At 73.1% G+C, this 24,693-nt stretch carries 15 protein-coding genes; 8 read left to right on the top strand and 7 right to left on the bottom strand.

Annotated elements, in window-relative coordinates:
- The coding region (locus ACFVFS_RS36185) for a helix-turn-helix domain-containing protein (protein WP_380629196.1) at nucleotides 1–164 on the bottom strand (164 nt) is incomplete at its 3' end.
- 165 nt (nucleotides 165–329) lie between these two features.
- Between ACFVFS_RS36185 and ACFVFS_RS36180 the strand changes: the two genes are divergently transcribed.
- Entirely contained in the window at nucleotides 330–1,286 is a 957-nt protein-coding gene (locus ACFVFS_RS36180; RefSeq protein WP_380629194.1) for an IS5 family transposase, read from the top strand.
- Here the strand turns inward: ACFVFS_RS36180 and ltrA (ACFVFS_RS36175) are convergent.
- Nucleotides 1,255–2,685, bottom strand: coding sequence for a group II intron reverse transcriptase/maturase (ltrA, locus tag ACFVFS_RS36175; RefSeq protein WP_380629193.1), 1,431 nt, complete (start codon nucleotides 2,683–2,685; stop codon nucleotides 1,255–1,257). The genes ACFVFS_RS36180 and ltrA (ACFVFS_RS36175) overlap by 32 nt on opposite strands.
- Nucleotides 2,686–2,832: 147 nt before the next feature.
- Nucleotides 2,833–4,638 carry a group II intron reverse transcriptase/maturase gene (gene ltrA, locus ACFVFS_RS36170; RefSeq protein ID WP_380629192.1) on the bottom strand — a complete coding sequence of 602 codons (1,806 nt, stop codon included), beginning with the start codon at nucleotides 4,636–4,638 and terminating at the stop codon, nucleotides 2,833–2,835.
- Nucleotides 4,639–5,931: 1,293 nt separating this feature from the next.
- On the opposite strand from ltrA (ACFVFS_RS36170), the gene ACFVFS_RS36165 reads away from it, so the two are divergent.
- Nucleotides 5,932–6,312, top strand: a complete 381-nt coding sequence (locus ACFVFS_RS36165; protein WP_380629195.1) for a hypothetical protein — start codon at nucleotides 5,932–5,934, stop codon at nucleotides 6,310–6,312.
- 77 nt (nucleotides 6,313–6,389) lie between these two features.
- Nucleotides 6,390–6,749: a hypothetical protein gene (locus ACFVFS_RS36160; protein WP_380629191.1), complete on the top strand. Its 360-nt coding sequence runs from the start codon at nucleotides 6,390–6,392 to the stop codon at nucleotides 6,747–6,749.
- 412 nt (nucleotides 6,750–7,161) lie between these two features.
- On the opposite strand, the gene ACFVFS_RS36155 is transcribed toward ACFVFS_RS36160, so the two are convergent.
- Nucleotides 7,162–7,554: a nuclear transport factor 2 family protein gene (locus tag ACFVFS_RS36155; protein WP_380629190.1), complete on the bottom strand. Its 393-nt coding sequence runs from the start codon at nucleotides 7,552–7,554 to the stop codon at nucleotides 7,162–7,164.
- A 208-nt stretch (nucleotides 7,555–7,762) separates the two neighbouring features.
- Here ACFVFS_RS36155 and ACFVFS_RS36150 point away from each other — a divergent pair, with 208 nt between their 5' ends.
- Both ACFVFS_RS36150 and ACFVFS_RS36145 read left to right on the top strand, forming a co-directional pair.
- Nucleotides 7,763–10,891: an SNF2-related protein gene (locus ACFVFS_RS36150; RefSeq protein ID WP_380629189.1), complete on the top strand. Its 3,129-nt coding sequence runs from the start codon at nucleotides 7,763–7,765 to the stop codon at nucleotides 10,889–10,891.
- 4 nt (nucleotides 10,892–10,895) lie between these two features.
- Nucleotides 10,896–11,141 carry a hypothetical protein gene (locus ACFVFS_RS36145; protein WP_380629188.1) on the top strand — a complete coding sequence of 82 codons (246 nt, stop codon included), beginning with the start codon at nucleotides 10,896–10,898 and terminating at the stop codon, nucleotides 11,139–11,141.
- Nucleotides 11,142–11,184: 43 nt separating this feature from the next.
- Here ACFVFS_RS36145 and sph read toward each other — a convergent pair whose 3' ends face one another.
- Nucleotides 11,185–12,183, bottom strand: a complete 999-nt coding sequence (gene sph, locus ACFVFS_RS36140) for a sphingomyelin phosphodiesterase (RefSeq protein ID WP_380629187.1) — start codon at nucleotides 12,181–12,183, stop codon at nucleotides 11,185–11,187.
- 411 nt (nucleotides 12,184–12,594) lie between these two features.
- Between sph and ACFVFS_RS36135 the strand changes: the two genes are divergently transcribed.
- A complete protein-coding gene (locus ACFVFS_RS36135; RefSeq protein WP_380629186.1) occupies nucleotides 12,595–18,765 on the top strand; it encodes a DNRLRE domain-containing protein in 6,171 nt (2,056 codons plus the stop codon).
- Between the two features lie 60 nt (nucleotides 18,766–18,825).
- Here ACFVFS_RS36135 and ACFVFS_RS36130 read toward each other — a convergent pair whose 3' ends face one another.
- Both ACFVFS_RS36130 and ACFVFS_RS36125 read right to left on the bottom strand, forming a co-directional pair.
- A complete protein-coding gene (locus tag ACFVFS_RS36130) occupies nucleotides 18,826–20,928 on the bottom strand; it encodes an MMPL family transporter (RefSeq protein ID WP_380629185.1) in 2,103 nt (700 codons plus the stop codon).
- A 111-nt stretch (nucleotides 20,929–21,039) separates the two neighbouring features.
- A complete protein-coding gene (locus tag ACFVFS_RS36125) occupies nucleotides 21,040–22,083 on the bottom strand; it encodes a deoxyribonuclease IV (RefSeq protein ID WP_380629184.1) in 1,044 nt (347 codons plus the stop codon).
- A 272-nt stretch (nucleotides 22,084–22,355) separates the two neighbouring features.
- Between ACFVFS_RS36125 and ACFVFS_RS36120 the strand changes: the two genes are divergently transcribed.
- Both ACFVFS_RS36120 and ACFVFS_RS36115 read left to right on the top strand, forming a co-directional pair.
- Nucleotides 22,356–23,480, top strand: a complete 1,125-nt coding sequence (locus ACFVFS_RS36120; protein ID WP_380629183.1) for a nitrous oxide reductase family maturation protein NosD — start codon at nucleotides 22,356–22,358, stop codon at nucleotides 23,478–23,480.
- A gap of 79 nt (nucleotides 23,481–23,559) precedes the next feature.
- Complete coding sequence (locus ACFVFS_RS36115) at nucleotides 23,560–24,591, top strand: methyltransferase (protein ID WP_380629182.1); 1,032 nt, start codon at nucleotides 23,560–23,562, stop codon at nucleotides 24,589–24,591.
- Nucleotides 24,592–24,693 lie beyond the last annotated feature (102 nt).

Below are 24,693 nucleotides of genomic sequence, written 5' to 3'. Positions count from 1 at the left end.
CCGGCCTCGCCGAGCGTGCGGTAGCGGTCGGCCCAGCGCTTGGCCGTGGTCGGCGAGACCTGGAAGCGCTCGGCGGCCCGCCGCAGTGGCCAGCCGTCCTCGACCACGCAGCGGGCCAGGCGCAGGCGTCCGGTCTCGGTCAGCGGTGCGTTACGGTGTGGCATGAGGGCCTTTCTGGCTGTAGGTGCAGATGTCGCAATCCACACCTGGCCAGAAGGCCCTCACTCATTTCAAGATCACCACGCCGTGAGCCCTGTCACCAACCTCCGTGGTCAGTACAGCTAGGCCGTGTTTTGGAAGGTCATCCGTCCTGATGGCAGGCTCATCGGATGGGGCGTGGGGATCTGTCGGATGACCAGTGGGCTGCGCTGGAGCCGTTGTTGCCGGTTGCTGGCGTGGGGCGTCCGGCGAGGTCGCGCCGCAGGCTGGTCGACGGGGTTCGGTGGCGAGTGCGGACTGGCGCTCCATGGCGGGACGTTCCGCCGGAGTACGGTCCCTGGCAGACGATCTACGGGTTGTTCCGTCGCTGGCAACGACAAGGTGTCTGGCAACAGATCCTGGCCGCTCTGCAGGCGAGGGCCGATGCGGCAGGGATGATCGTCTGGGAGGTGAACGTCGACTCCACGATCTGCCGGGCCCACCAACACGCCGCGGGCGCCCGGCGGGACGGGGCCGCGCAGAAGGAACCGCCGGGCGGCGTGGGCGAGGAGCCTGCGGACCACGGACTGGGCCGGTCGAGGGGCGGCTTCACTACCAAGATCCATCTGGCGTGCGAGCAACTCCAAAGGCCGCTGTCCTTGCTCGTCACAGCCGGCCAGCGCGGCGACTCTCCGCAGTTCGAGGCGGTGCTCGAAGCGATCCGGGTGCCCAGAACCGGCCCGGGCCGACCCCGCACCCGCCCGCTTCGGGTACGCGGGGACAAGGCGTACTCGTCCAAGGCCAACCGAGCCTACCTGCGTAGACGCGGTATCCGGTGCACCATCCCGGAGCCGGCCGACCAGATCCGCAACCGCAAGCGGCGGGGCGCGAGCGGCGGACGTCCACCGCGTTTCGACCGCGAGGACTACAAGGCCCGTCACGCCGTCGAGTGCGGCATCAACCGGCTGAAGCAGCACCGGGCGGTGGGTGAGGTCGACTCGGGGCGCCCTGCTGGTGTCTCCACCAGTGGGTTTCCCCGAGCCGCCTCCCGAACCCGGCGTGCCCGTCTCCGGGCACCGGGCTCTCCACAAGCCCCGTTCGGTGTCGTTGAGATACTCATGCCGCAGCGGGCCACGGGCTCGGGATGATCGTTCCCCGGTATCGGTATCGGGTCGTGCTTACCTTCGCCGGATTGAACAGTTCTCCCTCCTCCGTGGTGGGCCACCAGCCGCCGTCGCAGAAGCGGCGGCGGAGCTGCTTCCATGTGATCCCGGGGTGCTTGCGCCGTATCCATCGAACTACCCGCATCCACGTGTAGTGGCCGAGGTAGCAGAAGGCGACGTTCGAAACCCCTGGACGGAAGTACGCGCACCAGCCCCGCAGCACCTGGTTCAGCCGGTGCAGCAGGGCCGTCAGCGGCAGGCCGACGTTCTGTCGGCCGGTCAGCTCCTTCACCTTGGCCGTCACGGAACGCAACGACTTCCGCGCCGGGTAGGTGTAGATGTACTGCCGGTCCGTGCCCCGCTTCCGGTGGCGCTGGATGCGCCACCCAAGGAAGTCGAAGCCCTCGTCGATGTGGGTGATCCTCGTCTTCTCCACCGACAGGCGAAGGCCCATCGGCTTCAACACCTCTGCGACGACCTCTCGCAGTTCCTCGGCGCGCTCACGGCTGCCGGAGACGAGCACGAGGAAGTCGTCCGCGTACCGAACCAGCCGGTAGTTGGGCAGTCCTCGCCGTCGTCTGCGGCGCCGTTCCTCGGAGGTACTGCTTGATCCTCCGGGGGCCTGGGCGATGTGTTCGTCCAGGACCGAGAGTGCAATGTTGGCCAGCAGGGGCGAGAGGATCCCGCCCTGCGGGGTTCCGGTGCGGGTGTCGGTGAGGGTTCCGTCCCGGGACAGGATCCCGGACTTGAGGAACGCCTTCACCAGGGCCAGGATCCGCTTGTCCCCGATCCGATCCCGGACCCGGTTCATCAGGGCCGTGTGCGAGATCTCGTCGAAACATGCCGTGATGTCGCCCTCCACCACCCACTCGTAGGAGTGACTGGTGAGGTAGCGGGTCTCGGCGACAGCGTCCTGAGCCCGGCGGTTCGGGCGGAATCCGTACGAGTACGGAAGGAAGTCCGCTTCGAACACCGGCTCCAGCACCAGCTTCAAGGACGCCTGGACCACCCGGTCCGCCACGGTCGGAATGCCGAGACGACGGAGCTTGCCGTTCGCCTTCGGGATCATCCGCTCGCGTACCGGAACCGGTCGGAAGCTGCCGTCTCTCAGCTGAGACCGCAGCCCGTCGAGGAAGACCTCGACTCCCTGCCCGGCCTCGACGGAGCGTGCGGTTTTCCCGTCCACTCCGGCCGTGCGGGCGCCCTTGTTCCCCCGGACCCGACCCCACGCCATCAGAAGGAAGGCGGGGTCGGTCACGAGGTTGAACAGATCGTCGAACCTGCGATGAGGATCATCGTTTGCCCAACGGTGCAGCTTGGCCTGGATCTTCAGTACCCGCAGCTCCGCCCCGAACAGGGCGGACTCCAGTTCGTCGGTGTTCACCGGCGACAACCTCCTGACATTCCAGCGTCCTTACTGCCGACTTGCTGGCCCCCTTCCCCATGTGGCCGGCTCTGTCGGGTAGCGGGGACGCATTACTGCGTCCCCGCCCCCTAAGAACCGGACGTGCGAGTCGTCCCCGCATCCGGCTCAAGCAAGCCCTGAAGGCTCGCCGGCATGCAGAGGTGCTGGGCCTGCGGCGATCTCGGCAGAGCGCCGACGGCGGCAGGATGTATGCACGAGACGGAGGACCACGTTCGACTTGCCCTGTTCCGGCGAGATGACGATGTACTGCTTCGTCATCGCCCGCCGGACGACCGCCATCCACTGTTCCCACTCAGGTGGGCTCTGCGGTTGGTGGTCGGCGTGCAGCAGTAACTCCCGACACAGCGGACAGCGGCCGTCTTGCAGCGTCAACTGCCGCAGTCCGAACGTGTCCAGTGGCGAGGGTGTCCCTTTGCGCCGCCTCTTGGCCCAGTACTCGGTCAGGGCCGGGTCGTCCGGAGACGAGGTGCCCGCGACCATCTGGTGTCGAACGATCTTCGTCCAGGAGAACTTCCGCAGGTGGGCGCCGGTCTCCCGGTCGCCGAACACCCAGCGGTTCTTGCTGGACGGGTTGAACTGGCCGAAGTACCGATTGACGATCCAGTTCCTCGACTTGTTCTGGTGGCCGTGCTTGGCCCACTTGTAGGTGAGCTTCCACATGTAGTCGTCCAGAGCGGTGAACGCGTTGCTGGAGACCACCGTCCGGTAGTAGGCCGACCAGCCGCGCACGATCGGGTCGATCTTGTGCAGCACCGCACTGACGTTGGCCCCGCGCAGGGCCCACATCTCCGTGCGTAGCCGTTCCCGGATCCGTCTCAGGGCCGCCGGACTCGGTTTGATCAGCAGCTTTCCGTCGTAGCGGCGGACGTTGAATCCCAGGAAGTCGAAGCCGGAGTCAGCGTGGATGATGCGCGTCTTGTCCTCGTTGATCACCAGCCCCCTGGGGGCCAGCCAGACGGCGAGCTTCGCCTTGACCCGCTCGGCTTCATCACGGCTGTGACAGAGCGCGACGAGATCGTCGGCGTATCTGATCAGTGCCGGGGCGCCCTCCACCGACTCGGCGGCGTGCGTGCCGAGCTTTCGGTAGCGGACTCCGGCGGCCTCTTCCAATCCGTGCAGGGCGATGTTCAGCAGCAGAGGGCTGACCACCCCGCCTTGCGGGGTGCCCTCCTCTGTCGGGGCGAATCGATCTCGATCGACCACTCCCGCCTTCAGCCAGCGCCGGACCAGTTCCCTGGCGGGGAACGTGCCGAGTTGGGCGAGAAGGTGCTCGTGGTTGATGCGGTCGAACGCCGCTCTCAGGTCCGCGTCCAGTACCCACATCCGCTGGGGGTTCTTGCCCTTCAGCGTCAGGTAGATGGCGGAGATCGCGTCCTGACAGCCGCGGCCGGGCCGGAAGCCGTACGACTTCGGCTCGAACCGTGCCTCCCACTCCGGTTCCAGCGCGTTGACGACCCGCGCTTGGAGGACCCGGTCGGCGATCACGGGGATGCCCAGTGGGCGCTTCTTGCCGCCTGCCTTCGGAATGTACACTCGCTTGACCGGCAGGGGCTTCCAGACCGAGGAGCGATACTGTGCCCAGTTGGCCAACTCGGCCTTCGACTGGGGCAGTAGCGCCGTTCGCCCGTCCACCCCCGGGGTCTTGCGACCAGCGTTGACCTCCGTCACGCGCCGCACGCTCAAGAGCGTGTTGGCCCGGGAGCGGAGCATCAGTTTCTGCAGGTTGCGAACCCGTTTGAGGTCGCCTGCCTGCGATGCCGTGAAGATCCTCTGCCTCAGACGCCGTACTTCGTCCTCGACGGCACGCCAGTCGATCTCGTGCCAGCCGGAGACGTTGTCCTCCGGTCCGTTCGCCATCACCTCCACACGGGCGTGCGCCCGCGTGTTCGTCATGGCGTCCAACTTGTCCATCGGTTCCGGTGTCTTCCTCTTCGTCTCCGCACAGGCTCACCTGGCCCACGTCAGCACCCTTTCGGGTCCGGGCATCCGCCCGTATCCGACCGGTTATGCGAGGCGACCGGCGGAGGAGCCGGCCATGATGCCTCGGTTTCCCGTTGCCTTTCGGCGGTCGGCATTGGCTTCTTGGGCCATCCTGCTCCCGCTGGAGGATCGGGCCTTCCTTGCGGTCGGCTTGCCGAGGACGCTTTCGCGCCCCGGACTCCAACGGGGTTGTCACGTTCCGCACGAGTGAGGTGCGGCCGGGTCGGGTGCCCCCTATACCCCGAGGACGACGGTGTTCTCCCGACCGGCTTCGAGTCTTCCGGTCGGCGCCTGCCGCTTCCAGCGACCAGTCCTTGACCCCGCTGTAGCAACCCATCTGCGAGGCTTCCGATGACGAGGCATCATCAGGGGTTCACGGTTGTTCACCCTGTCGGCCTTCCCCGTGACCTGTAGCTCCCGGATGGAACGGGAGCCCTTGGGCCTGGAGACCTGAGCTCCGCACCCCGCCATTACCAGCGACGCACGTCAGGCCCGGGGACAGATCCTCGAACACTGATCCGTAACTACACCTTCGGCATCTGCCGAACCTCCTTCAGCGAAGTTCACTCATCTCGTGCGACCTCGTGTCGCACCCCGACCTCCGAGTACTACGGAGCCTCCGTCCTGTCCGACGGCCGCCAGCCGGCGATGGGCCTGCCCTCGGCCGGACTGGAGGCCCGGTGCGGAGGGCGACCGTGGACAGTTCCCACGTTCACCACGGAGTCGATCGACGGGTGAGGTGCCCAGCTCTACCCCGGCAGCATCGCCACGCCTACGCCGCAGACATTCGGTGTGGCCTCCCCACCGATAGGTAGATTCGGCTTCGGAGTCGACCACCAGCCCACCGGCAGTCGTGCACTGCATCCGGCCCAGATCCGCCAGGTTGGAGCCGGTGTCGTAATTACGGGGCGTCAGGCACTGGTTCCTCGCGTACACCTTCCCGTCTCGCTTGCCGGACCCGAACCGTCTGGCAGTGCCAGTCCGTCCCGACGTTGTCAGGGCTGCTTACCGTCCGCCTCGGCATCCCCCGAGACGGACTGCCCTCAGCTTCAGCCGGGTTGCTGCGACAACCCGGCGGTGAAGGTCTCTCACCTCACTCGACTTCATGGCGCCTCGTGGCGCACCCACCCGGTTCGACAAACTCGCCGTCCGATTCGAGGCGGCCGTCCTCGTCGCCGCGATCAACCAGTGGCTGTGAGACCGGAGGTGTCGGGCTCCCGTGCCATGCTGGCCGCGAGCCCGGAGCGGGGCGTCACACAAGGGGAGAGACCGGTGGCCGCTGACTACTACTGCGCCGACAGCGAGAACGGCGACCACATCGACGACCCGTCCGAAGACGCCATCTTCATGCTGGTCGACGACCTCAACGACACCGACAACACGTTCGTCGTCATCCAACCCGACGAGGACGACCCCGTCTGGTACGTCTCGGTCACCGTCCTCGACGAGGGCGGATACGAGATCGTCCGCCGCGACGCGAGCCGCCGCGAACACGACGTGATCACCGAGACCAGCATCGGCACGATCGCGCGCGACCTCATCCTCTGGCTGGCCGCCCGAAACTTCCCAGGGCGGCCAACCAGGCACACCTTCGACGCCTTCTAAAACACGACCTAGTGCTCTGGTCCGTCGGTAGTGTGAGACGGGCTGGCAAGAGTCGTGGCGAACACGGTGGAGGTCTGATGCGGCGCGGTGACGCGGAGTACGAGGCAGCACGCGACGACATGCTGGAGATCCTGCGCGATTGGGTCGGCCGGACGAAGTACAGCCCGCTGTACTACTCTCACCTGAGCGAACTGCTCGCGGAGCGCGGACACGCCGTCCCGGCTCACGAGGGCCCGATGCGGCTGCTCCTCGATGACTGCTCGCGGCTGCACAGCCCGGACGGTGGCCCGCTTCTGTCGGCCGTCGTGGTGCTGAAGGGCGATGGGGCGCCGTCCACCGGCTTCTACAAGCTGGCGCGCAGCACCCCGTTCAACCGGCTGGGGACCGACGAGGAGATCTGGATGGGAGAGCTGCGGAGGCTCGGGCTGATCACCTGAGCTGGACGCTGGCCGTGTGGACGGCTTCGCCCCTCACGATGAGGGGCGAAGCCGTTTTGCGTCGGGAGGTGACTTTCCTGGCCGCCCTTCCTGATTCGACACCACGGGCAGGTACGCCGCCGGCGACCCAGTCAAAGCAGTCAGTTGAGTCCGAGATGGGGACACAGGGGGGACATCACGGCGAAGAAGGCGAGCGAACGACGGTGAAGCATGACGTTCACTCACTCAGCATGATGGCCTCTGACCTGCAAGAACGTTGAAAGATCGAGTCCAGTAGTGACTGCTGATCAAATCAGCGGTAGAGCTCGAACTTTCCCGCCATGGCAGTCGACACCTCTCGTTCAGGAAGCCCCCTCGCACCGCAACGTAGGAGCAAATCCGGCGCCCCGCCCGCCGGACCCATCCATCCGAGTCATCCGCGGGCCAGGCGCCGGACGGTCCGGTCGATGTCGGTGCCGTCCCGTTCGGTCTCCTCCATGTACAGCCGGCCCCAGCGGATCAGGCCGTCCTGGACGCCGAACACCGTCGTGCCCCGCATGTCGAATCCGGTGCCGTCCCGGCGGGTGCCGTGCCAGTGCCACTCGCCCCACTCCACGGCGTCCGCGCGGGCGTGGGCCAGCAGCTCCGCCCGCAGGTCCGGGACGTCCTCGAAGAACCGGCCCCAGTTCCTCCGGACCTGCTCGCGGCCGGTGAACGCGCGGGCCGGGTGGGCGGGTTGCCGGCTGTCGTACCCGGGGGAGAAGCAGGCGGCGAAGCCGTCCAGGTCGTGGTCGTTGATGGCCCGGCGGAGCCGCTCGACGAGCATGGTCCGCTCCTTCCGCCGTCCGTCCGACGCCCCCTGCCAGTCTCCTACCCGCCCGCACCGCGTGCCCCACTCGACGGCGGTACGAGGACGGGGGGATCCGCGGGGTGATCCGCGGGGTCCCGGCGGGCCGGCGGTGCTGTCGGCGGTGCGGGCTAGGGTGGGAAACCCGTTCTGCTTCCGCCCCCGTCCGGAGAGGTGCCGCCCACCGATGTACGCCCTGCACGCGCTCTGGCGGGCCGACGGCCGGCTCGCCGTCTGGGCGGAGGACGCGGCGGTGTACCGGGGGGACGCGCCCGCCCGGGGGGAGCGGGGCGGGACGGCGCACCCGTTCGCCTGCCCCGCCGGGGAGGTGGCGCGGCTGCTGGGGGCGGTCGGGCCGGGCCTGGGCTGGCTGGCCGAGCAGGCCGCCGAGCGGTGGACGGGGCTGCTGCTGCCGACCCTCGGCGGCCGGCCGACGCCGTCCCCCGACCTGCCGACCGGCGCCGTGTCGCGCCCGGCGGGGCTGAGCCCCTGGCGGGTGCCCGCGCTGCTCTTCGACCGCGCGCAGGCCGCCCAGCTGCTCGGCGCGCTGCACGACCCGCACTGGCCGGGGGCGACCGTCCAGCTGCCCGACGGCACCCCGGCCGAGCTGGCGTACGGCGCCTCGGTGCGCTGGCTGGCCGCCGTGCACGACCTCGCCTGGCGGCTGGTCGGGCGCGGGCGGCTGCTGCCGGTGCCGGTCGAGGAGGCGGGGGAGTGGTACGCGCGCTGGCGGCCCGCCCCGGACGGCCCGGCGCGCCGGGAGGCGGCCGCGCTGGTCGCCGGCTGCCCGCCGGTCTGCCGCGCGGAGCACCCCTCGGGCGGGCACCCCTCGGGCGGACCCTCCACCGGGGTGCCCGCCACCGGCGGACCCTCCGCCGGGGCCCTGGTCGCCGATCTGCTCGACGCCCTCGTCGACCAGGAGGCCCGGGTCGCCCTCGCGGACCTCGACCCGCCGGCCGACGCCTTCCTCGCCGCCCTGTACGGCCCGGACGGCCGGCTCGCCCAGGCCCCGCCCGCCGGGCTCTCCGAGGGGCTGGCCGCCTGGCAGGCCGCCCGCCCGCCCGACGCGCCGCTGCGGCTGGACTTCCGCCTCACCGAGCCGCTCGGCCCCGACGAGGACGACCCCGGCGGCGGCGTGTCCGCCGAGACCTGGCGGCTCGACCTGCTGGTCCGCGCCGCCGCCCGCCCCTCCCTGGTGGTCCCCGCAGCCGCCGTGCGGCCGGGCGCCGGCGCCGACCCCGCCTCCCAGGCGCTGGCCCGCGCCGTGCCCGCCGGGGCGGGCGACCCGGCCGAGGCCTACCGGGCCGAGCTGGCCCGTGCCCTGCGGGTGGACCCGGGCCTGCGCGTCCCGCTCGCGGGCACCTTCCCCACCGAGGCCCGGCTCGACCGGGCGGGCGCCCTGCGATTCCTGCGCGAGGGCGCGCCCGCGCTGACCCGCGCCGGCTTCGGCGTCCTGCTGCCCGCCTGGTGGCAGCGCCGCCCCCGGCTCGGCCTGGTCCTGACGGCGGGCACCCCGGCCGGCGACCCGTCCGCCGTGGCGCGCGGCGCGCAGGTCGACCGGGACGCCGTGCTGGCCTTCGAGTGGCGCCTCGCCCTCGGCGGGGACACCCTCACCGAGGAGGAGCTCGCCGACCTCGCCGCCGCCCAGCAGGGGCTGATCCGGCTGCGCGGCCGCTGGGTCGAGGTCGACCAGGCCCAACTCGCCGCCGCCGTACGCTTCCTGGCCGACCACGGCACCGGCGTCATGGAGCCGGTCGAGCTGCTGCGGCTGGCCGTGGAGGACGGCGCCGCGGTGGACGGGCTGCCGGTCGCCGCCGTGCACGCCACCGGCCCGATCGGCGACCTGCTGGCCGGCCGCCCGGTCCCCGCCGACCGCGTCCCGCGACTGCCCGACGGCTTCACCGGCACCCTCCGCCCGTACCAGCGGCGGGGGCTGGCCTGGCTGGACGCGCTCGGACGGCTGGGCCTCGGCGCCGTGCTGGCCGACGACATGGGCCTCGGCAAGACGGTGCAGACCCTCGCCCTGCTCGCCCTGGAGCAGGAGCGCGGCGCGCGCGGGCCGGTGCTGCTGGTCTGCCCGATGTCGATGGTCGGCACCTGGCAGCGCGAGGCCGCCCGGTTCGCACCCGGCCTGCGGGTGCACGTCCACCACGGCGCCGACCGCGCCGCCCCCGACCCCGCGGCCGACCTCGTCATCACCACCTACGGCCTGGTCCAGCGGGACGCCGCCGAACTGCGCGGCGTCCACTGGCGGCGGATCGTCGCCGACGAGGCCCAGCACGTCAAGAACCGGTCGACCCGGCAGTCCCGGGCGCTGCGCTCCCTGCGCTCCGGCCCGCGGATCGCGCTCACCGGCACCCCGGTGGAGAACCGGCTGGCCGATCTGCACGCCGTCCTGGACTTCGCCAACCCGGGCCTGTTCGGCAGCCCGGAGTCCTTCCGGGAGCGGTTCGCGATCCCGCTGGAGCAGGCCGGCAGCGCGGACGCGGCGGCCCGGCTGCGCCGGGTCACCGGCCCGTTCCTGCTGCGCCGCCGCAAGGACGACCCGCTGATCGTCCGGGACCTGCCCGCCAAGCAGGAGTTCACCGTCCGCTGCGCCCTGACGGCGGAGCAGGCCGGGCTCTACCGGGCGGTGGTGGCCGATCTGCTGGAGCGGCTGGGCGGGCTGCGCGGGGTGGAGCGCAAGGGCGCGGTGCTGGCGGCGATCGGCCGGCTCAAGCAGGTGTGCAACCATCCGGCCCAACTCCTGCACGACGGCACGGCGGTGGCCGGGCGCTCGGGCAAGGTGACGCGGCTGGTCGAGCTGCTGGCGGAGGCGCTGGCCGAGGGCGACCGGGCGCTGGTCTTCACCCAGTACGCGGAGTTCGGCGCCATGCTCCGGCCCTACCTGCGGCGGACCCTGGGCGAGGAGGTGCTCTACCTGCACGGCGGGGTGCCGCGCGGACGGCGCGAGGAGATGGTCGAGCGGTTCCAGTCGCCGGACGGGCCGCGGGTGTTCCTGCTGTCGCTGAAGGCGGGCGGCACCGGCCTCAACCTGACCGCCGCCAACCAGGTGGTCCACCTGGACCGCTGGTGGAACCCGGCGGTCGAGGACCAGGCCACCGACCGCGCGCACCGGATCGGCCAGCGCCGGGCCGTCCAGGTGCGCCGGCTGGTCTGCGCCGGCACCGTCGAGGAGCGGATCGGTGAACTCCTCGCCGCCAAGCGGACCCTGGCCGAGGCGGCGGTCGGCGACGGCGAGCAGTGGCTGGCCGAGCTGCCCGCCGACCGGCTGCGCGAGCTGTTGACCCTGTCCGCCGACGCGATCGGGGAGTGAGCCCGTGTCCGCCCCTGACGAACGACCGCTGACCGAACTGCTCGACGCCTTCTGGCAGGGCTCGGTCCCCGGCCGGGCCGACCAGGACGGCCAGGACGACCGGGCCGGCCAGGCTGGCCGGGACGACCGCCCGGAGGGCGGGGCCGTCACCGCCTTGGACGAGTTGGGCCCCTCCGGCGTCACCTCCCGCGGCCGCCCGCTGGACGCCGCGCTCGCCGCCGCCTACCGGCGGTTCACCGGGACCGGCTGACCCGGCGAACCGCCCGCGAACGCCCCGACCCGGCGGAGTGCGCTCAGCCCGCCGTCACCGGGTAGTGGTCGGACAGGTCGTTGTAGGTGTAGCTGGTGCCCCAACTGCTCACCGTCCACGGCGTGCTGTGGAAGCGGACCACCGTGTTGGCGTAGGTCGCCGGGCGCGCGTGGTCGGCCCGGTAGAGGACGTAGTCGAGGTCCTCCTTCGGCTCGCCGGGGTAGCGGTAGGCGGCGATCGAGTTGTCCGCGGTGTCGAAGGAGTTGACCCAGCCGTCGCGGGTGGTGGCCGGCGCCACGCCCGCGTTGGCCAGCAGCGCGGGGTACTCGCCGCCGTGCGAGTCGATGTTGAGGTCGCCGGCGAGCACGATCGGCTCGGCGGCCGGGATGTTCTTGGCGTCGACGAACGCCTTCATCGCCTTGAGCTGGGCGGCCCGGACCGCCGCCGGCTGGCCCGCCGAGCAGCCGGTGTCGGTGGACTGCAGGTGGGTGCCGATCACGTGCGTGCGCAGGCCGTTGACGTTCAGCACGGCGTAGACGAAGCCCTTGTTCGACCACCAGTCCGAGCCGCAGGCGTCCTTGAAGACGTACTGCTCCTTGCGCAGGATCGGCCACTTGCTGAGCAGCGTGACGCCGCCGTCCTCGGGGGTGGTGGAGCTGAAGCTGCCGGAGGTGGCGTCCCAGCCGCTGGTCGACCGGCCGACCACCGGGGTGTGGTAGGGGTACGCGGCCGAGGCCTGGGCGACCAGCGCGTCGGAGGCGGCGTTGTCGAAGGCCTCCTGGAGCACCACGACGTCCTGGCCCTGGAAGACCTCGGCGGCGGGGATCGCCTTGGCGCGGTGGTCCTGGCCCCAGTTGGGGTAGAGGTTCTTGCTCATCAGGAAGACGTTGTACGTCAGCACCTTGAGCGCCGGAACACTGGGCGGCGCGGCCGAGGCGCTCCCGGCGGGGGCGGCGTGGGCGCCCGGCGTGGCGGCGAGCGGGACGAGCAGGGCGGCGGCGGCCGTGCAGACGGCGGCGAGGCGCGCGGAGGGAGTTGGCATGCCCGCAGTGAAGCGAGACCGGACCACGTTCGTCCAGACAGTGAACGATGACAATATGAACGCATCGGTAACTTAAAGCTGTCTGGCCAACTCCTCCTTGAACGCACGAACTTGCCTGGACAACTCGCCCGGTTCCGCCCGGCCCCGGCGTGATCCGGCGCGGCGCGGGCCGGCCGGTCGGGGGCGGTTCCGCGCCATCGGGAGGCCGCCGGGAGGTGGTGTGCGGCGGGGCGATCGGGCCTGGCGGTGGGCGTGGGGCGCCCGGGGCCGGTTGCGGGGGCGCGGGTGGACGGGTGGGGCGGAGGGCGGCGGTCGGGGAATGTCCGGAGGGAGGCTGGTTGGCGTTTCTGACATGTCCATACGATCGCCCGGGTGGCGGCCGTCCGGTCGCCCCGGAACGGGGGGTGGGACATGTCTGCACGCATGCTCCGCGCGCGGCGGGTGAAGCGCGGAAAACGGCACGGGTGGACGGCCACCGTGGTGGCGGCGGCACTCGGGGCGAGCCTGTTGACGGGGGCGCAGGGCGCCGCCGCAGGGCCGCCGAAGCCGAAACCGAAGCCGGGCCCGCAGGCGCCCCGGCAGACCGTCGCCGCGGTCGCCGACACCGCGTCGGCGCTGCTCGCCGCGAAGCTGGGCGGCAGCCGGGTCGAGGTGCTGGACGCGCGCAGCGAGACCGCGACGACCTGGGCCAACCCCGACGGCACGCTGACCACCGACACGGCCGCCGGGCCCGTCCGCTTCCGGCGCGGCGCCGACTGGGTGGACGTCGACGTCTCGTTCGGGCGCCAGCCGGACGGCTCGGTGGCCTCCAAGGCGCACCCGCGCGGGCTGACCCTGGCCCCGGCGCAGGGCGGCCGGGCCCAGTCGTTCGCCGGGGCGGTGAACGCCCCGGCGCGGGACCTGATCACGCTCTCCGCGGGCGACCGGAGCGTGTCGCTGCGCTGGAAGGGCGGCCTGCCCCAACCGCAGACCGACGGCTCCCGGGCGACCTACCCGGACGTGCTCCCCGGCGCGGACCTGGTCATCGACGCCACCCGGACGGGGTACGAGCAGTCGCTGCTGCTCAAGCGCCGCCCCGCCGAGGACGCGACCTTCGTCCTGCCGATCCGGGCGCCGGGCGTCACCGCGACCCAACAGCCGGACGGCTCGGTGGAGTTCAGCGAGCGCGCGACCGGCCGCCGGCTCAGCACCATGCCGGCCCCGGTCATGTGGGACGCCACCGTCGACGAGCGCTCGCTGGAGCACACCCGCAGGGCGCCGGTCGGCCTCGCCGTCACCCAGTCCGGCGACGACATCGAACTGCGGCTCAGCCCCGACGCCGCGTTCCTGGCGGACCCGGCGACGCGCTACCCGGTCACCGTCGACCCGTCCGACACGGTGCTCTCCGACGTCTTCGACACCTTCGTCCAGCAGGGCGACACGGTCGACGAGTCCGCCTCGACCGACCTGAAGATCGGCTGGCCGGGCGACTACGCGGACCCGGGCCCCAACACCAAGCCGCGCGTCGCGCGCTCCTTCATCAGCTGGGACATGGCGCCGATCAAGGACGCCCTGGTCTCCCGCGCGACCCTGTCGCTGTTCAACTACCACTCCTGGAACTGCCAGGCGCCCGCCGCCTGGGAGGTGTGGGACAGCGGGACCGGCAAGACCACCAGCCGGTGGACCGCGCAGCCCACCTGGTACCAGCGGTACGCCACCTCCACCGAGACCAAGGGCCAGAACTGCTCCAACGGCGGGTACGTCAACGCCGACGTGACCTCCCTGCTGCAGTACTGGGCGGGGCAGCCCTCGACCGCCGTCCAGGGGCTCGGCATCCGGGCCGCCAACGAGGGCAGCACGGCAGGGTGGAAGCGCTTCTACTCCGGCAACGCCGCCGCCGCGCAGATCCCCAGGCTCTCGGTCACCTACAACTACCGACCCAGGACCGGCACCGACCTCCAGGCCGGACCGCCGTTCTTCCCGGCCGACGGCGGCTACGTCGTGAACACCACCACGCCGACGCTGCGCGACACCTTCACCGACCTGAACAACGACCGGGTCGACGGCACCTTCCAGATCTTCGAGGACACCACCGACACCCAGGTCGGGAACCTCCTGGTCTCGCCGTACGGGGCCAGCGGCCAGGCGGTGTCGGTCGCCGTGCCGGCCGGCCTGCTCGTCAACGGCCGCACCTACCGCTTCCGCTCGAACCCGTACGACGGGACCCACTACAACCTCGGCTGGTCGCCCTGGAAGCGGTTCACCGTCGACACGAGCGCGCCGTCGGCCCCGGTGTCGGTCACCTCGACCGACTACCCGGCGACCGGCTGGGTCAAGGGCGCGGGCCAGCCCGGCGTCTTCACGGTCACCCCGCCCGCCGCCGACCAGCGGTGGATCGAGTGGTCGCTCGACGGCGCCGCGTGGACCAGGGTGGCGACCAACGGCGCCGCCACACCGGTCCCGCTGCAGGTCACGCCCGCCAGGGGCGGCACCAACACGCTCCAGGTGCGGGCGGTCGACCAGGCCGACAACCGGTCCGAGCCGTTCACGTACACCTTCCACGCCGGCGCCGGCGGCCTCGTCGGCATCGACGACGGCCGGCGCGTCCCGGCCCGGCTCCCGCTGTCCGCGGAGGCCGACGGCGGCCGGTTCGACGCCGTCACCTTCTCCTGGCGCCGCTCCGACGCCGACGCCTGGGCGCCGATCCCGCCGGGCGCCGTCACCGACGCCGGGCAGCCGGTCGCGGCCTGGCCGCAGCCGCTGACCGGCGGGGTCGGCCGCCCGCTGGTGTGGACCGCGACGGACACCGTCACCCCGGACGGGGCGGTCCAGGTCCGGGCCGACTTCACCGGGCCGAACGCGGCCGCGGCCGCCTCGGACACCGTCAAGGTGGTGGTCGACCGGACCGCCGAGGTCGCCGCGTCGACCGCGGTCGGCCCCGGCTCGGTGAACCTGCTCACCGGCAACCTCGGTCTGAGCGGCACGGACGTGTCGGTCTTCGACATGGCGGTCACCCGCACCGCCGGATCCCGGGTGCCGGACGCCGGGGCCCGGCAGGACGGCCAGGTCGCGATCTTCGGCAAGGAGTGGGTGTCCGGCACGGTCGCCACCCGCACCAACCCGACCTACACGGCGGTCCGCCGCACCTCCGACACCTCGGTCGACGTGGCCACCAGGTCCGGCACCGGGATCCGCTTCACGGCCGACGCGGCGGGGACCGGCTGGGTGCCCGAACCCGGCTCCGAGGACCTCACCCTGACCGGCGGCTTCGCCGGCACCTTCACCCTGACCGGCACCGACGGCACCGTCACCACCTTCGCCAAGGTCACCCCCGCCGCGACGGTCTGGACGGTGACCACCTCGCTCTCCGACGGCCTGGCGAACTCCACCACCGAGGTCGTCTCCGAGGCCGTCACCGGCCCCGACGGCGCCACCCTCGCCCGCCCCCGGCGGATCATCGCGGCGAGCAGCGCGGTGACCCTCGGCGCGTGCGAGGCCGCCCCCGACACCCGCGGCTGCCGCGTCCTGGAGTTCGTCTACGCGCCGGCCACCACCGCGACCGCCGCGGCGTTCGGCGACTACGCCGGCCAGGTCTCGGCGATCCGGCTCCGGGCGACCGCGCCGGGGGCCGCCACCGGCACCGCCGTCGACGTCGCCCGCTACGCCTACGACGACCTGGGCCGCCTCCGGGAGACCTGGGACCCGCGGATCAGCCCCGCCCTGAAGACCGCCTACGCCTACGACGGGGCGGGGCGCGTGGTCGGGCTCACCCCGCCCGGCGAGCTCCCCTGGACCTTCGCCTACGGCCGGGCCGGCGGCTCGGCGGCGGCCGGCGACGGCATGCTGCTCTCCGTCTCCCGCCCGACCCTCGCCCCCGGCAGCGCGGACCGGACCGACGGCACCGCGACCACCACCCTGGTCTACGGCGTCCCGGTGACCGGCACCGGAGCGCCCTACGACCTCGGGGCGGACGCCACCGCCGGCTGGGGCCAGCGCGACAACCCGACCGACGCCACCGCGGTGTTCCCCGCCGACCAGGTGCCGGCGTCGAGCGACGGCCGGGCCCTGCCCGCCGGCGCCTACACCCGGGCGACCGTCACCTACCTCGACGCCTCCGGCCGGACGGTCGACTCCGCCCAGCCCGGCGGCACCATCGCCGCCACCGAGTACGACCGGTTCGGCAACGCCGTCCGGCAGCTGACGGCCGGCAACCGGCAGCTGGCCCTCGGCGCCACCCCCGCCGACCGGGCGGTGCTGACCGAGCTCGGCATCATCGGCGCCGGGAGCGCCGAACGGGCCCGGCTGCTCTCCACCGAGCACGTCTACAGCCCGGACGGCACCAGGGAGACCGAGACGCTCGACCCGCTGCGCCGCACCGCCCTGGCCGCCGCGCTGACGGACGGCGCCACGACCGTGGCCCTGGCGGGCAACCAGATCGCGGCCCGCACCCGCACCGTCCGCGAGTACGACGCGGGACGGCCCACCGACGGCACGGCGGTGACCCGCAACCAGGTCACCGCGACCACCGTGGGCGCCCAACCGCGCTCCCACCCCGCGCTGTTCGCCGACGCCCGCACCACCCGCACCGGGTACGACTGGGCCCGGGGCCGGGCGGTCAGCACCACCCAGGACGCGGGCGGGCTCGACCTGACGAAGACCACCGCGTACGACGCCCAGGGCCAGGTCGTCCGGACCACCCTGCCGGCGTCCACCGGGACCGACGCCGGGGCCACCGTCACCACCTACTACACCGGCGACGGCACCGGCCCCTGCGGCGGAAGGCCGGAGTGGGCCGACGCGGTCTGCACCACCGGTCCGGCCGGCGGCATCACCGGCGGCGGCCAGAACCCGTCCCAACTCGCCACCAGGACCAGCGAGTACGGTCTCTACGGAGAACTCACCAAGCAGCTCGACACGGCCAACGGCGTCACCCGGACCACGGTCCGCGAGCACGACGCGGCGGGCCGGCCCACGACCGTCACCGTGACCGGCGGCACCGGCGCCGCCGTCCCCGCCGTCACCACCGGGTACGACCCGGCCACCGGCCGGGCCGCGACCACCGGCACCTCCGGCGCGGGCACGGTCACCCGCCAGTTCGACCGGCTGGGCCGTCAGATCAGCTACACCGACGCCGACGGCGGGGTCACCCGCACCGCCTTCGACGCCCTGAACCGGCCGACCGCCGTCACCGACAGCGTGCCGTCCACCACCACCTACACCTACGACACCGCGGCCGAGCCGCGCGGCCTCGCCACCTCGGTGGCCGACTCGGTCGCCGGGACCTTCACGGCCCACTACAACGCCGACGGCGCCGCCGACGCGCAGGGCCTGCCCGGCGGCTACACCGCCCGCCAGGTCACCGACCCCACCGGGGCGGCGACCACGCTGACGTACACCCGCGACAGCGACGGCACGGCCGTGATGACCGACACGGTGGCGGTCACCGCCCAGGGCCAGTGGACCGGCCACACCGGAAACGCGGGCCGGACCTCCGCGCAGACCCTCGGCTACGACGGCGCCGGCCGGCTGGTCACGGCCACCGACACGGTCGACGGCGTGTGCACCACCCGGACGTACGGCTACGACCGCAACAGCAACCGGACCGCCCGGAGCAGCACCGCGGCCCCGCCCGGCGCCGACTGCACCACCACCGGCGGTACCTCGGCCACCTCCGGCTACGACAGCGCCGACCGCCTGGTCGACCCCGGCTACGCCTACGACGCCTTCGGCCGGACCACCGCCCAGCCCGGCGGCGTCACCAACGGCTACTTCGCCAACGACCTGGTGCAGACGCAGACGACGGCCACGGCGCGCCAGACCTGGACGCTGGACCCGCAGCTGCGCCGGCGGGGCTGGACCACGGAGGCCGCGAACGGCGGGACGTGGGCGCAGACCGGCGTCAGGACCAACCACTACGGCGACGACACCGACAACCCGCGCTGGACGGTGGAGAACACGGCCGGCGCGGTCACCCGCTCCGTCCTCGCGCCGGGCGGCGGGCTCGGCGCCCTGACCTCGGCCTCCGGGGACACGGTGCTGGCGCTGACCAACCTGCACGGCGACGTCGCGGTCCTGCTGCCGACGGCCGCCGGGGCGGCCCCGGCGGTGCTGGGCTTCGACGAGTTCGGGGTGCCCAGGGCGGGCCAGCAGCCGGTGCGCTACGGCTGGCTGGGCGGCTCGCGGCGCTCGGCGGAGACGCCGACCGGCGACCTCCTCATGGGCGCGCGGCTGTACCACCCGGCGAGCGGCCGCTTCCTGCAGACCGACCCGGTGCTGTACGGCAGCGCCAACGCCTACGACTACGCGGACCAGAACCCGGTCACCAACGCGGACCCGTCGGGCCTGTGGCGGGTCAAGCTGGAGTGGCACTGGAACGGCGTCGGGATCCGCTTCGACCGCCAGATCACCAACGCGGTCGCGAGCTTCTGGTGGATCGTCGCGGGGGCGATCGGCGCCCTCGTGGGGGGTCTGCCGGGCATCATCGTCGGGGCCACGCTGAGCCTGGCGAGCGGATACGCCAGCTACGCCCTCAACACCAACCGGTGCCTCTACGGCCGGGTGTCCTGGCGGACCATCCGGTACGGCTTCACCCGCTGCTTCTGACATCGGCTCCCGGGACGGGGTCCGCCGGCGCGTCCGGCGGGCCCCGTCCCGTCGCGCGCCTCAGTGCTGTCCGGCCGGCTCCCGTTCGCGCTCCGGCGGCGGAGCCCGCCGGGAGAGCGCGCTCGGCCACCACATGCGGCGGTCCAGGTCCAGGGTCAGCGCGGTGACCAGCACGGAGCGCACCACGAGGGTGTCCAGCAGCACGCCGAGGGCCACCGCGAAGCCGATCTCGGCGAAGCCGACGACCGGGAGGGTGCCCAGGACGGCGAAGGTGCTCGCCAGGATCAGGCCGGCCGAGGTGATCACCCCGCCGGTGGCGGCCAGCCCGGCCACCGCGCCGTGCCGGGTGCCGTGCTGGGCGGACTCCTCGCGGACCCGGGTCATCAGGAAGATGTTGTAGTCGATGCCCAGGGCCACCAGGAAGACGAAGACGAACAGCGGGAAGGCGTTGTCCTGGCCCTCGAAGTGGAAGACGTGCTCGAAGAAGAACGCGCTGATGCCGAGCGCGGCGGCGTAGGAGAGCACGACGGTGCCGATCAGCACCAGCGGGGCGGTGACCGCGCGCAGCAGCAGCGCCAGGATCACCAGGACCACGCCCAGCACCAGCGGGATGATCGTCCGGTTGTCGGCGGTCGCGGCCCGGCCCGCGTCCAGGATCACCGCCGTCGAGCCGCCCACCTGGGCGTCGGCGTTCGGCACGGCGTGCACGGCGCTCCGCAGCCGGTCCACGGTGTCCTTGGCCGGTTGGCTGTCCGGCGGGTCGGTGAGCGTCGCCTGGAACATCGCCCGGCCCTCGTGGGTCACCGGGTCCGTGGTGCCAGCCACCCCGGCCGTCTGCCGGGTCACCGCGCTGACCGCCCCGGCCTCGCCGGCGGCGGAGACCACCGTCAGCGGCGCGCCGGTTCCGCCCGGGAAGTGCTCCTCCAGCACCTCCTGGCCGACCACCGAGTCCGGCTTGCCGGTGAAGGTGCCGGCCGTGCTCAGACCGGTCGCGTTCAGCGAGACCAGGCCGACGCAGCAGGCCGCCAGCGCCAGTGCGGTGCCGATCCAGACCTTGCGCGGACGGCGCCCGATCCACGCCCCGACGTGCGCCCAGCGGCCGGTCCGCGTCGGCTCGGGCGTCCCGAAGGCCGGCCGCACCGGCCAGAACACCCAGCGTCCGACGATCACCAGCAGCGCCGGCAGCAGGGTCAGCATCGCCAGCAGGGCCACCAGCACGCCGATCGCGCAGACCGGCCCCAGTCCGCTGGTCGAGTTCATCTCGGCGACCAGCAGGCAGAGCATCGACACGACCACGGTCGCGGAGGAGGCCAGGATCGCCGGCCCGGCCCGGTGCAGGGCGAAGGCCATCGCCTCGTGCCGGTCCTCGTGCCGGCGCAGCTCCTCCCGGTAGCGGGCGGTGAGCAGCAGCGCGTAGTCCGTCCCCGCGCCGAGCACCAGCACGATGAGGATGCCCGCGCTCTGCGCGTTGACGGTCAGCCCGGCGTGCTCGGCCAGCAGGTAGATCACGGCCTGCGCGACCACCAGCGCCCCGGCCGCCGAGAACAGCGGCAGCATCCACAGCACGGGGCTGCGGTAGGTGAGCAGCAGCAGGACGATCACCACGCTGACGGTGGCGGCGAGCAGGGTGGAGTCGATGCCGGCGAAGGCCTCCGCCTGGTCGGCGCCGACCCCGGCCGGGCCGGTGACGTGGGTGGTCATCCCGAGGCTGTCCGCGGCGGCGGTGGCGCGCAGGCTGTCCACCGCCGGGCGCAGGTCCTGCCAGCCGCCGGTGCCGATGTCGATCGGCACGATGGTCTGCAGCGCCTGGCCGTCCGCCGACTCCACCGGTCCGTTCACCCGGCCCAGCACGTGCGGGGCGGAGGCGAAGGCCTGGGCGTCCCGGGCCGCCTCGACCTTGTCGGCGGGCGTGATCCCGGTGTCCCGGACGTAGACGACCACCGCCTGGGCGGTGTCCACCGGCTGGAACGCCCGCTGCTCGTCCAGCACCCGGGTGGACTCGGCGTTGCTCGGCAGCCAGCTGGAGGCCTGGTTGTCCTGGGCGTCGGTGAGCTTGCCCGCCAGCGGGCCGGCCACCACCAGCAGCACCAGCCACAGGGCCAGGACGACCCACTTGCTGCGGCGTCCGCACGGCAGCTCGGCCAACTTCCGGGTCGGGCTCATCGGGAGACCCCCGTCCTAAGGCGTGTCGGACACGCTTAGGGGCGCGTGACTCGTTCCAGCCTGCCACCGGGGCCGCGCACCGGCAGCCCGGGGACGGCCACGCGGGCGTGCCTACGCGGGCACGGCGGCGCCGGTCCGCAGTGCCTTGAGCGCGGTGATGTCCCGGGCGTGGCCGGTGCCGTCGCCGCCGTGCCTGCGGTCCGGGGTCTCGACGATCAGCGGGACCCCGGCGGTCGCCGGGTGCTCGAACAGCTCGCGGAACGGCTCGGCGCCGATCAGGCCGTCGCCGATGTTGGCGTGCCGGTCCTTGCGGGCGCCGACGGCGTCCTCGGAGTCGTTGGCGTGGATCAGCCGCAGCCGGTCCGGGCCGGCGGCCGCGACCAGCGCGTCCAGCGTCGCGCGGACGCCGCCCGGGGCCGCGAGGTCGTGGCCGGCCGCGAAGGCGTGGCAGGTGTCCAGGCAGACGCCGACCCTCGGGTGGCCGTCCAGCGCGTCCAGGTACGCGGCGAGGTCCTCCATCCGCGAGCAGAGCGAACGGCCCTGTCCCGCGGTCGGCTCCAGCAGCAGCCACGGCGCGTCGTCGCCGAGCGCGTCCAGCTCGTCCAGCAGCGGGCGGACGTCCGCCCGGACCTGCGCCATCGCCTCGGCCCGGCGCGAGCCGCCGTCCGCTGCCGTGCCGACCGCCGAACCGGTGTGCAGCACCACGCCCAGGGCGCCGATGGCGTGGCCGCGCCGCAGTGAGTGGCGCAGCGAGGCGGCGGAGTGCTCGCGGGTGGCCGGGTTGTCGGAGCCGAAGTTGATCAGGTAGGGCGCGTGGACGTAGGCGGGGATCGCCCGGTCGGCGCAGGCGGCGCGGAACTCCTCGTCCTGCGCCGGGTTGCCGGACGGGGTCGCCCACCCGCGCGGGTTCGCCACGAACACCTGCACCGACTCGGCGCCCACCCGGCGGGCGTAGGCCAGGCCGGTCCCGGCCAGGCCCCGGGCCGCCACCGGGACATGGGCGCCGATCGGGTTGCGGACCGCCCGGTCGCGGTCGGAGGGGCCGTGCTCGGAGGGCCCGTGCTCGGAGGGGCCGAGGTCGGAGGGGCCGTGCTCGGCCGGGGACGACGGGTGCGGGACGGCGGGCGTGGCGGGCGCGGCGGTGGCGGTGCTCATGGCTCCGAGCATGGCACGCGGCCGGCGGGATTCCCGCGCCCGGCCGTTCCCACCCGGTCGGGTGCACCGGGAGGGCCCGGCCGTTCCCGATCCGACGGTCCGTCAGTCCGGCAGCCCAACCCTGGTGGCGGCGGCACCCGCGCCCCCCTAGCGTCGATTCGGCCGACACCCACCGGCCGTCATCCTCCGCTCACCTTGCGTCACCGTGCCGATGGCCCCCACGAGCGCGTCGGGGCTCCCGCGCGGCGGCGTGCCAGAAAGCAGGTCACCTCATGCCCACGCGACGGGTCCATCACCTCGCCGCGGCCACCGCCGCCGCCACGACCGCCCTGACCACCGTCCTCACCGCCGTCGGCGCCGCGCCCGCGCACGCCTCCGGCGAACTGCACGTGGTCGCGCCCGGCGAGTCGATCCAGAAGGCCCTCGACGCCGCCCGCCCCGGCGACACCGTGCAGCTGCTCCCCGGCGAGTACCGGGGCAGCGTCCGGATCAGCACGCCCGACCTCACCCTGCGCGGCGCCGGCCCGGAGAGCGTGATCCTCCCGGCCGCCCCGACGGCCGATCAGGCGACCGGTCAGGCGGCAGCCGCTCCCGTCGCCGACGGTGCCGCGGCCTGCGCCACCGCCGGCCACGGCCTGTGCGTGGCCGGCGCCGACGACCGCCCGCTCGACGGCGTCACCGTCGAGGCGCTCGCCGTCACCGGCTTCCGCAAGAACGGCATCAACGCCACCGGCACCACCGGCCTGACCGTCCGCGCCACCTACGTCCACGACAACGGGCAGCAGGGCATCAGCCAGGAGCGGTCCACCCGGGGCGTGATCACCGCCAACGAGTCCACCCGCAACGGCCAGTCCGGCGTCTTCCTCGCCAACTCCGTGGACAGCGAGGGCGGCGCCCTCTCCGCCGACGGCACCCTGGTCACCGGCAACGTGCTCACCGACAACCGGATCGGCGTCACCGTGCGCCGGCTGCGCGACCTGAGCATCGAGCGGAACCGGATCCACGGCAACTGCGGCGGGGTCTTCATCGTCGGCGACGAGGGCGTGCCCCGGGCCGGCGCGCTCACCGTCCACCGCAACCAGGTCGTCGCCAACAACCGCTACTGCCCGCCCAACCCCCGGCTGGACCACATCCAGGGCGCCGGCATCGTGCTCACCGGTGCCGAGGAGACGGCGGTGACGGAGAACGACGTCCGCGACAACGTCGGTGCCTCGCCGTTCTCCGGCGGCATCGTGCTCGTCCACAGCGTGGTCGGCGTGGCCAACGCCCGCAACACCGTCGCCGACAACCTCGTGCTCGGCAACGGCCCAGCCGACCTCGCCGACCGCGACACCGGCACCGACAACGCCTTCGAGCGCAACCGGTGCGCGGTCTCCGAGCCGGTCGGCCGCTGCTGACCTTCCGCTGCCGACCGGTCCGCCCGCCACCCCACCCCGAAGCCCCGCCCCGCTCCCGCAGAAAGCAGAGAAACGGTCCATGACCACCGCACCCGCCACCACCCCGCAGGCCGCCATGCGCCTGCGGGAGCTCGTCTTCGGCGCCGCCTGCGCCGCCGCCGTCCGCGCGGCCGCCCGGCTCGGTGCCGCCGACGCGCTCGGCGACACCCCCGCCACCGTCACCGACCTCGCCGCCGACCTCGGCACCGAGCCCCGGCAGCTGCGCCGCCTGCTGCGCGCCCTCACCTGCTACGGCATCTTCGAGGAGCTCGACGGCGACCGCTTCGCCCACACCGAGATGTCCCGGCTGCTGCGCGAGGACGCCCCGAACAGCCTGCGCTACATCTCCCTCTGGTGCACCGAGCCGTGGACGTGGGAGGCCTGGCCGAAGCTGGACGAGGCGGTGCGCTCGGGCCGCAACGTCTTCCCCGAGCTGTTCGGCAAGGAGTTCTTCGACTACCTGCACAGCGAGGGGGGCGAGTCCGCCAAGGTCTTCGACAAGGCGATGACCACCTCCAGCCGGCAGTCCGCCGCCGACTTCGCCGGCTACCTCGACCTCACCGGCATCGACTCGGTGGTCGACATCGGCGGCGGCCAGGGCCATGTGCTCGCCAGCCTGCTGGAGAAGCACCCGGCGCTCCACGGCACCCTGCTGGACCTGCCCAAGGTGGTCGCCGGCGCCGACCCCCGGCTGCGTGACGGCGGCGCCTTCGCCGACCGGGCCCGGCTGGTCCCCGGCGACTGCCGGGTGGACATCCCGGTGGTCGCCGACCTCTACATCATCAAGAACATCCTGGAGTGGGACGACGCGAGCACCCGCCGCACCCTGGCGAACGTGGTCGCGGCGGCCCCCCGGGGCGCCCGGGTGGTGGTGGTCGAGAACCTCGTCGACGACAGCCCCTCGATGCGGTTCACCACCGCGATGGACCTCATGCTGATGCTCAACGTCGGCGGCGCCAAGCACTCCGAGGCGAGCATGGTGCGGCTGATGACCGAGGCCGGCCTGGAGGTCCGCGAGGTCCGCCCGGTCAACCCGTACCTGCACGCCTTCGAGGCCGTCGTGCGCGGCTGACCCCCCGGTCGGCGGGCCCGCCGACCGGCCGCGACCGCCGGTCCCCCTTCGGGAGGGGACCGGCGGTCGCCGCGCACCTGGAGTCCTCACGCCCTGCGCGAG

The organism is Kitasatospora sp. NPDC057692 (genome assembly GCF_042799475.1).
In the GTDB taxonomy this organism is placed as follows: domain Bacteria; phylum Actinomycetota; class Actinomycetes; order Streptomycetales; family Streptomycetaceae; genus Kitasatospora.
The sequence above is the reverse complement of the archived record's forward strand: the minus strand, read 5'-3'. Positions and strand labels throughout refer to the sequence as shown.